The organism is Streptomyces phytophilus, assembly GCF_013870535.1.
Classification (GTDB): Bacteria; Actinomycetota; Actinomycetes; order Streptomycetales; family Streptomycetaceae; genus Streptomyces; species Streptomyces phytophilus.
In genome coordinates, this window is sequence record NZ_JACBXC010000135.1 from 1 (window position 1) to 8,697 (window position 8,697).

Below are 8,697 nucleotides of genomic sequence, written 5' to 3' on the forward strand. Positions count from 1 at the left end.
CTCTCCGCGCCTCAGCCGCCCAGTGCCTGCGTGAGGTCCGCCAGCAGGTCGTCCGCCGACTCGATGCCGACGGACAGCCGCACCAGGTCGTCCGGCACCTCCAGCGGCGAGCCCGCAGCCGAGGCGTGCGTCATCCGCCCCGGGTGCTCGATCAGCGACTCGACGCCGCCCAGCGACTCCCCGAGGATGAACAGCCCCGCCCGGTTGCAGACCTCGACCGCCGCTTCCTCGCCGCCCTCGACGCGGAACGACACCATGCCGCCGAAGTCGCGCATCTGCTTGGCGGCGGTCTCGTGCCCGGGGTGGTCTTCGAGGCCCGGGTAGTAGACGTGCGTCACCCGCGGGTGCCGGTCCAGCATGTGCGCGACGCGCGCCGCGTTGGCGCTGTGCCTGTCCATCCGTACGGCCAGCGTCTTGATGCCGCGCAGCACCAGCCAGGCGTCGAACGGCCCGGCCACCGCGCCCATGGCGTTCTGGTGGAACGCCAGCCGCTCGCCCAGCTCGCGGTCGGCCACGACGAGCGCGCCGCCGACGACGTCCGAGTGCCCGCCCATGTACTTGGTCGTGGAGTGCACGACGACGTCGGCGCCGAGCGCCAGCGGCTGCTGCAGGTAGGGGCTGGCGAAGGTGTTGTCGACGACGAGCAGCGCGCCGGCCTCGTGCGCGACGGCGGCGGAGGCGGTGATGTCGGTGATGCCGAGGAGCGGGTTGCTGGGCGTCTCGACCCACACCGCCTTCGTACGGTCGGTCAGCGCGGCCCGTACCGCCGCCGGGTCCGCGGTGTGCGCGACCGAGAACTGCACTCCCCAACGCGCCGCGACCTGCGCGAACAGCCGGAAGGAGCCGCCGTAGGCGTCATCGGGGATGACCACGTGGTCGCCGGGGCCGAGCACGGTGCGCAGCAGGCAGTCCTCGGCGGCCAGCCCGGAGGCGAACGCGAGGCCCCGGGCCCCGCCCTCCAGCGCGGCGAGGTTCTGCTCCAGGGCGGTGCGGGTGGGGTTCGCGGAACGGCTGTACTCGTAGCCTCCGCGCAGGCCCCCCACCCCGTCCTGCTTGTACGTGGACACCTGGTGGATCGGCGGTACGACCGCGCCCGTCGCCGGGTCGGGCTCCTGGCCCGCGTGGATGGCGACGGTCTCGAAGCTGGGCTGGCTCATGCGGCCCGAGGATAAGCCCTGGAGGGGGGCGGTTGCGCACGCCGGTCTGGTTTGCTGGAGGGGAGGACCCGTACGCGCACCGGCCCGTCCCCTCTTTGAGAAGCCAGGACACATCAATGGAACTATTGTTCGCACTCCTCGCCATCGCCCTGATCGCGTGGGTGGCCGTGCCCCTGCTGCGGCGTGCCCGGGGCGGCCGGGAGGTGCTGCAGTCGAACGCGCGGGCCGTCGACCCCGCCGGCGGCTACGGCTTCGTACCCGTGGACGAGCTGGACGTCCGCCTCCCCGGCCCCGACCCGCAGCTCGCCGAGGTCCTGAAGGAACTCCAGCAGGACGGGGACTGGCAGGCGGCCTCCCGGCTGCTCGCGCTCACCGACGACGAGTGGGAGCTGCGCTGGCAGCGCGTGCAGACGCTGGCGGGCGCGGCGGCCTTCGAGCTGGCGCGGACGCCGGGCGAGGGCGGCGCGTGGCTGCGCGCGTGGCGCGCGGAGAAGCCCAAGGACGTGGGCGGGGCCGAGGTGCACGCGGAGTTCCTGGTACGGCAGGCGTGGATGGCCGGGGCGGGGGCGGAGGAGTTCCCGGTGATCCTGGAGGAGGCGAAGAAGGTCTGCACGGAGGCGGCCATGCTGGCGCCGGGCAGCCCCATGCCGTACATCATCGAGCTGGCCATCGCCCGCGGCGCGCACTACCGCGAGGCGGACTTCGAGGAGCTGTGGCACACGGTCGAGCAGCGCGCGGGCGACCACATGGGCGCGCACCTGGCGGCGCTGCAGTACGCGTGCGAGAAGTGGCACGGCTCCAGGGAGGCGGCGTACGACTTCGCGCAGCGCGCGGCCGCCTCGGCGGGCCCGGGGACGCTGCTGCCGGCGCTGCCGCTGTTCGCGGTCTGGGAGCACCTGCCGGAGGCGAACCTGGTGCGCGGGCTGTACGAGGGCGAGGTCGTCATGCAGGCGATCGAGGGCGCGCAGTACGCGGTGCACCACGCCCCGGCGGACCACCCGATGCTGCCGCACGTGCGGCACCTGCTGGTGTGCTTCCTGGTGCGGGCGGAGCGGTACAAGGAGGCGCTGGAGCAGATGCAGCACGTGGACGGGTACGTGGGCGCGCTCCCGTGGTCGCTGAGCGAGCAGCCGGCGGCGGAGTACGCGGCGTACCGGGCGCTGGCGGTGGCGGGCTACGAGGGCGGCAGGGGCGCCGCGTTGAAGTGAGGGCGGGAATGTCCGAGGGCCGCGGTACGTTCCCCTTGTGGACATCCAGCAGCACCAGCGGAGGAGGCCGGAGATGTTCCTGAACCGCGACAAGAGCCAGCTCGTCACCAAGGACGAGGCCCTGCCCGGCCGCCCCGCGCCCGCGTACTCCGTCCCGGACCGCCACACGGTGCTGGGCACCCCCCTGGAGGGCCCGTACCCGGAGGGCCTGGAGGTCGCGGACTTCGGCCTCGGCTGTTTCTGGGGCGCGGAGCGCCGCTTCTGGCAGACACCGGGCGTCTGGACGACCCTCGTCGGCTACCAGGGCGGACACACGACGCACCCCACGTACGAGGAGGTCTGCACGGGCCGGACGGGCCACACGGAGGCGGTCCGGGTGGTGTACGACCCGTCGGTGGTCTCCTACGACGACCTGCTCAAGGTGTTCTGGGAGTCCCACGACCCCACGCAGGGCTTCCGCCAGGGCAACGACATCGGCACCCAGTACCGCTCGGCGATCTACACCCACACCCCCGCCCAGACCACCGCGGCCAACGCCACCCGCGCGTCGTACCAGCAGGTCCTGACCACCGCGGGCTACGGCGACATCACCACGGAGATCCTCCCGTCGGCCAACCGCCCCTTCTACGCGGCGGAGGCGTACCACCAGCAGTACCTGGAGAAGAACCCGAACGGCTACTGCGGCATAGGCGGCACGGGCGTCTCCTGCCCGGTGGGCGTCGCCAGCGCGGACTGACAAACCCGGGCGAGCGCCGCCGCGTGCCCCGCGGCGATCCGGGGAGAAGGCCCCGGGCTCGCCCGCTTCCGTGTGCCTGCGTACGCGGCGGCGTGCCGGCTGCTGTGCCGGCTGGCCGGCTCCCCCCTGCACCGACGACGACCTGCCGCTGCCGCATGGCGCGTCGGGCGTGGGCACGATGGTAGAAATAGTATGAAAACTTAGGATTTCGGGCTCAGGTGTGGAGCGCGCAAGAGGTGGTGGCCGATGGCGGACGACGGAGACGGCGCGGGCGCGTGGAGCCATACCTCCGCGCAGCTCGGTGAGCTGCTGGATCTCGTCGATGAGGCCGTCGTCACCTGCGACCGCGCCGATGGGACGGTGCTGGGGTTCAACCGCGCCGCCGCCCGTATCTTTCCCCGGCTGCGCCCCGGGAAGCCGACCGGCGCGTCGGCAGCGCCCCTCGCCCGCGCCCAGGACCGGGGGGCTCAGCGCTTCTCCGCCGCCCACGAGGGCCGCCGTCGACGTACTCGCGGTATGGGTGGTCCAGGTCGGCCGCGCGCAGGGGGCCTGGGCCGCGCTCGCCGGCGAACGCGGCAGGTCGGCCTTCCTGGAGGAGGCCGCCCAGCGCCTGGGTGCGTCGCTCCATCACGGGCGCACCGCCCGTACGCTCGTCGAGATCGCCACCCCGAAACTTGCTGACGTGTCCGTGGTCGTCCTGCCCGCGAGCGGGCGGCGTACGGACTGGTACCGGGCGGGTCCGGGGGACGCGCGCTCTTCCGGGGAGGTCGCGGTCGAGCTGCTCGAAGAGGTCCCCGAGGTCGCGAACGCCCTGTACGGGCTGCAACCGCGCCCCGGCGTCGTCAGCGCCGAGCAGCTGGACGCGCTCGACGGCCTCCTGCCCGCGGAGCTCGTCCAGGGCGGCGAGCCGCTCGTGGCCCAGCTCGCCGCGGGCGGCGTGCCGGCCGGCGTGCTGATCATGCTGCGCGGCCCGGAGCGTGACCGCTTCGACGACGCGGACATCGAACTGGCGCATCGGTTCGCCGTGAGAGCCGGCCTCGCGCTGGCAACGGCGGCGCTCTATTCGCAGCAGGCCCACACCATCGCCGTCCTGCAGGACAGCATGGCCCCGGAACCACTGCCCTCCGCCGACGGCCTCAGGCTCGGCGCCGCCTACCGGCCGGCCGCCGAGGCACTGCACATCAGCGGCGACTTCTACCACGTGGCCCCCTCCCCCGAGGGCGGGGTCACGTTCTTCTTCGGCGACGTCTCCGGCAAGGGCGCGGAGGCCGCGGTGCTGGCCGGGCACCTGCGGCAGAGCATGCGGACCCTGGCCATGGTCGCGAAGGGCAGCGAACCCCTGCGTGACCTGCGCCTGCTCAACGACCTCGTGCTCAGCGACGGCCACCGCTTCGCGACCCTCGTCACGGGCTCCGCCTGCCCCCGCGACGACGGCTCGGTGAAGGTGGAGATCGCCGGCGGCGGCCACCTCTCCCCGCTCGCGCTGCGGGGCGACGGAAGGGTGGAGGAGATCCCCTGCGAGGGCACGCTCGTCGGAGCGGTGCCCGATCCCAGTTTCGGCCGTACGGAGTGCCTGCTCGCACCCGGCGAGCTGATCCTCTTCTACAGCGACGGGGTCACCGAAGCGCGGGGCGGCGCGAGCGGGTGGGAGATATACGGCGACGAACGCCTGGTCGACGCGCTGGCCAGTTGCACCGACATGCCGGCGGCGTCGGTCGCCGAGCGGCTGGAACTCCTCACCACCGAATGGCTCGCCGGCCGCCCCCACGACGACATCTCCCTCCTGACGCTGCAAGCACCTCCCCGCCGCGGCGGGGAGGTGCCCCCTCGGCTCCCCGCCGCGGCGGGGAGGTGCCCCCTCGGCCCGGGAGCCGCGTGAGTCCCGATGCCGGGAAGGCCGGGAGCCCATGAGCGATACCCGGATCACCGAAGCCGCCCGCGCCTCCTTCGACGCCTGCCTGGCGGCTGCGGACGAGGACGCGGCGATCGAGCTGGCCGTCGGTCTGGTGGCGCGCGGGGTGAGCGCGCAGGACGTACTGCTCCATCTGGTGGCACCGGCACAGGTGAGGGTCGGCGAGCGGTGGGAGTCCGGCGAGTGGACGGTGGCGCAGGAGCACGCGGCCACCCATGTCAGCAGGCGGACCGTGGACGAGGTCGCGTCCGCCGCCCGCGGCACCGCGCGCCCGCCGGCGGGCGGTGCCGGTGCGCGGGGCCGCGTGCTGGTGGCGTGCAGCGACGGCGAATGGCACGTTCTCCCCGCCCGGATCCTCACCGAGGTGCTGCGACTGCACGGCTTCGACGTGCGCTCACTCGGCGGGTCGGTGTCGCCGCAAGGGATGCTGTCGGACGTCCACCAGAACGGCCCCGACGTGGTCGCTCTCTCGTGCACGCTGCCCTGGAACCTTCCGCTCGCGTACCGGCAGATCGAGATCTGCCGGTGGGCCGGTGTGCCCGTCATCGCGGGCGGGCCGGGGTTCGGGCCCGCGGGCACGTGGGCGTACGCGCTGGGTGCGGACCTGTACGCGGCCGATGCCCGCGGCGCCGCGGAAGCGCTGCTTCAGCGCTGGCCGCCGGTGCTGCGCGGCGAGTCGTCCGTCCAGGCGGATGCGGTGGAGGCGTACGCGACGCTCGTCAGGCAACGCCCCGGGCTGCTGGAGCACCTGGCCTCCGCGCTGCGTGACGTGTGCCCGGACTTGCGCGGGCGCTCGGGTACGGAGCAGGAGGAGGGCACCGGGTTTCTCGGCCGGCTGCTGGATTCCCTGGCGGCGGCCGTCTTCGTGGACGACGAGGGGGTGTTCACCCGGCACCTCGCCTTCGTACGGACCTACCTCGCCGCCCGCTCGGCGGACTCGCGCTGCCTCCTCGCGCTGGTCGACGCCCTGACCGACCGGCTGCACGGATCGCCCCGGGCCCTCGACAAGCTCGCGGGAGGACGCCGGTTCCTCGTCGGGCAGGAGGACGACTCCGGCCGTCCGGGATGAACGGGCGCCGCGAGAGCGCCCGCACGGGGACGGCGCGCTCGCGGGCACGGGCGCCGCGGGACGCGGGACGCGGGCCCGGTGCCGGTCAGGCGGCACCGGGCCGGCGATCGGTCAGCCGAAGTTCACGTCGCTGCACATCAGGTATGCCTGGTCCAGGTGGGATGCCTGCCAGATCGTGAAGACGATGTGGTGCCCGGAGTAGCCGGAGGTCTGGACGGGGAACGTGATGTCGGACGCCGGCGGGTAACTGCCGGTCTCGGTGATGAAGTCGAGGTCGCCCCAGCCGAGGGCCTGGGTCTTGGGGTCGAACCCCTGCTTGCTCACGTAGACCCGGAAGAAGTCGGCGCCGTGGGACGCCTGGTCGTACAGGTGGATGGAGAAGTTGTCACCGACGTCGGTCGTCGTCCAGGGGCCGGGGTTGTTGAGGCTCTCGAAGTTCTGCAGGTTGTTGCTGCAGAGCTTCCCGTTGGGGATCCGCTCCTCGAACCTCCCGCCGAGGTTGTCCTGGAGCATGCTCATCCAGTTCCACATGGTGTTGGGGTTGGCCTGGTACGCCTGCCAGCACATGGGGTCCTCTTGCTCCATGACCGGGTTCAGGTGGTCGTCGCCCCACTCGTCCCAGCAGTGGTAGGCGCGGGTTGCCGGGTCGACGACGGTGCCGTGCGCCTGGGCGGTGCCGGTCCAGGCGAGCGCGCCGACGACCATGGCGACCAGCAGGACGATCGCCTGGAAGGGCCGGCGGACAGCCGGACGGGAGCGCCTGCGGGATGGGCTTGGCTGGTGCATGGGGGGTCTCCTGTTCCGATGGAAGAACACGAATGGGAGCGCTCCCAGACTACTCCGCCTAGGTGAGATGTCCATGACGAAAACAGAGTTGCCCGCCGCCCGCGCGGCCCGCCTTCCCCCGCGGCGAGCACCGTCGCCCCTGCCCCGGTCCCCGTGCCAAGTGCCGGGCTTCCGGGCGGCAGGCAGCGGCCCGGGGTGGTCAGTCGGTGTTCGGGGGGAGGGGGTGGGTGCCCTCTCGTACTGCCTGCTGGATCGTGCGGGACAGCCTGGGCGCGTCGTGTGTGAAGCCCGTGAGGAGGAGGCGTTTGCCGTTGCGTATCTTGATGCGGCAGTGGACGTCCCACCCCATCGCCGCGCTGATCGCGTTGTTCTGGCCGCTGTCCGAGACCTTGCGGATGCTCTCCCAGGGGATCACCCGGGACTCCCCGGTCCTGCGGTAGACGAGGCCGCCCTCGCGGACCGTGTAGACCTCCCCGTGGCGGCTGGTGTAGCGCAGGCCGTTGGTGATGCCCGACCACAGGCACAGCAGGGCCACGCCCACCACCAGGCCGGCGAGGGTGCCGCTCGCCGAGTCCTCGAAGGTCTGGATGACGATCGGGATGGACGCGGCCGCCGCGGCCACCCCGATCACCAGCGAGATGATCCCCGTCCGCCCGTGGCGCCCCACATCGGTCTGGTGGCGCGCCACGAAGGCGCCCAACTCCTGCTCGCCCGGCACAGTCATGAGCCGTCCCCCCTCAATCCCCGTTGCCGTGCGCAGCATTCTCCTCAAGAGGCGGGGCCGGCCACAAGCAGGGCGGCGACGCGGGCGACCGGTTCGCTCTGGTCGCCGCCGACGGTCGTCGGGTGGTAGGCGAGGACGAAGCGGCGGCGTCCGTCGCGGGTGGAGAACGCGGCGTTCTTGTAGCCGTACGTTTCGCCGGTCTTGCCCCACAGGGGGATGCCGGCTACCACGGCCCGCTGCAGTCCCACCGAGTAGCGGGCCGGGCTGCCGTCCGGCATGCGTACGTCGTCGGGTGGCAGGGTGAACATCAGGCGCAGCAGTTCCGGCGGCAGCAGTTCGCCGGCGAACAGTGCGGCGAGCAGCCGGTCGAGGTCGTCCGCCGTCGAGATCATGTCGCCCTCGCCGCGGGCGGAGGACTGGTCGTACGCGGTGATGTCGCGGAGGGTGCCGTCGGCCATGGTGAGGTAGCCGTGTACGTGCCGGCCCTTGATGTGCCGGTCGTCGCCGGGTACGGCGGTGCGCGTCAGGTCGAGCGGGCGCAGAATGCGGGTGGCGACGGCGTGCCCGTACGGGCGGCCGGTGAGCCTGTCGATGATCATGGCGGCGAGGACGTAGTTGATGCCGCGGTACTCCTGCCCGGTGCCCGGGGCGAACTTCAGCGGCCCGTGCGTCGCGGTCGCCACCCACTCCCGCGGTGTCCAGTGGTCGAAGCGGTGGCGGAACACCTCTTCCGCGGTCCGCGGCTCCGGGATGCCGACGTGGTCGGGCAGCCCGCTGGTGTGGGTCAGCAGGTGCGCGAGGGTGACCGGCGCGAAGCGCGCCGGCAGCAGCCCGGGCAGCAGGCGCCGCACCGGGGCGTCCAGCAGGACGCGGCCCTCCGCCACCAGTTGCAGCACCACCGTCGCGACGAACACCTTGGTGACGCTGCCGATGCGGACCCGGTGGTACGCCGACACCGGCCGCCCGGTGCCGGTGTCGGCCACGCCCGAGGTCCCGTACCAGCGGCCGGACGTGCCGGCGACCCGCAGTTGGGCGGCGGTGGACGGCGGGTGGTCCAGGTCGTCGATCGCGGCCTGGAGGGCGGCGGGGTCCAGCTCCGGCAGGG

At 72.9% G+C, this 8,697-nt stretch carries 8 protein-coding genes; 4 read left to right on the forward strand and 4 right to left on the reverse strand.

Annotated features, from left to right (window positions below):
* Positions 1 to 11 precede the first annotated feature (11 nt).
* Positions 12 to 1,157, reverse strand: coding sequence for a cystathionine gamma-synthase (locus H5J30_RS09955; RefSeq protein ID WP_181787060.1), 1,146 nt, complete (start codon positions 1,155 to 1,157; stop codon positions 12 to 14).
* A gap of 116 nt (positions 1,158 to 1,273) precedes the next feature.
* Here H5J30_RS09955 and H5J30_RS09960 point away from each other — a divergent pair, with 116 nt between their 5' ends.
* From H5J30_RS09960 to H5J30_RS09975, 4 genes are all read left to right on the forward strand, one after another.
* Positions 1,274 to 2,365 carry a hypothetical protein gene (locus tag H5J30_RS09960; protein ID WP_181787061.1) on the forward strand — a complete coding sequence of 364 codons (1,092 nt, stop codon included), beginning with the start codon at positions 1,274 to 1,276 and terminating at the stop codon, positions 2,363 to 2,365.
* 73 nt (positions 2,366 to 2,438) lie between these two features.
* On the forward strand, positions 2,439 to 3,101 hold the full coding sequence (gene msrA, locus H5J30_RS09965; protein WP_181787064.1) for a peptide-methionine (S)-S-oxide reductase MsrA: 663 nt from the start codon (positions 2,439 to 2,441) through the stop codon (positions 3,099 to 3,101).
* A gap of 520 nt (positions 3,102 to 3,621) precedes the next feature.
* Positions 3,622 to 4,980 (forward strand): PP2C family protein-serine/threonine phosphatase, encoded by a 1,359-nt coding sequence (locus tag H5J30_RS37455; RefSeq protein ID WP_309505482.1) that lies wholly within the window; start codon positions 3,622 to 3,624, stop codon positions 4,978 to 4,980.
* Between the two features lie 28 nt (positions 4,981 to 5,008).
* Positions 5,009 to 6,082 (forward strand): cobalamin B12-binding domain-containing protein, encoded by a 1,074-nt coding sequence (locus tag H5J30_RS09975; RefSeq protein WP_181787062.1) that lies wholly within the window; start codon positions 5,009 to 5,011, stop codon positions 6,080 to 6,082.
* Between the two features lie 111 nt (positions 6,083 to 6,193).
* On the opposite strand, the gene H5J30_RS09980 is transcribed toward H5J30_RS09975, so the two are convergent.
* The 3 genes from H5J30_RS09980 to H5J30_RS09990 all read right to left on the reverse strand — a co-directional run.
* Entirely contained in the window at positions 6,194 to 6,868 is a 675-nt protein-coding gene (locus tag H5J30_RS09980) for a lytic polysaccharide monooxygenase auxiliary activity family 9 protein (protein ID WP_508470410.1), read from the reverse strand.
* Positions 6,869 to 7,067: 199 nt separating this feature from the next.
* On the reverse strand, positions 7,068 to 7,592 hold the full coding sequence (locus H5J30_RS09985) for a PH domain-containing protein (protein WP_220188729.1): 525 nt from the start codon (positions 7,590 to 7,592) through the stop codon (positions 7,068 to 7,070).
* A 44-nt stretch (positions 7,593 to 7,636) separates the two neighbouring features.
* The coding region (locus H5J30_RS09990) for a serine hydrolase domain-containing protein (protein WP_181787063.1) at positions 7,637 to 8,697 on the reverse strand (1,061 nt) is incomplete at its 5' end.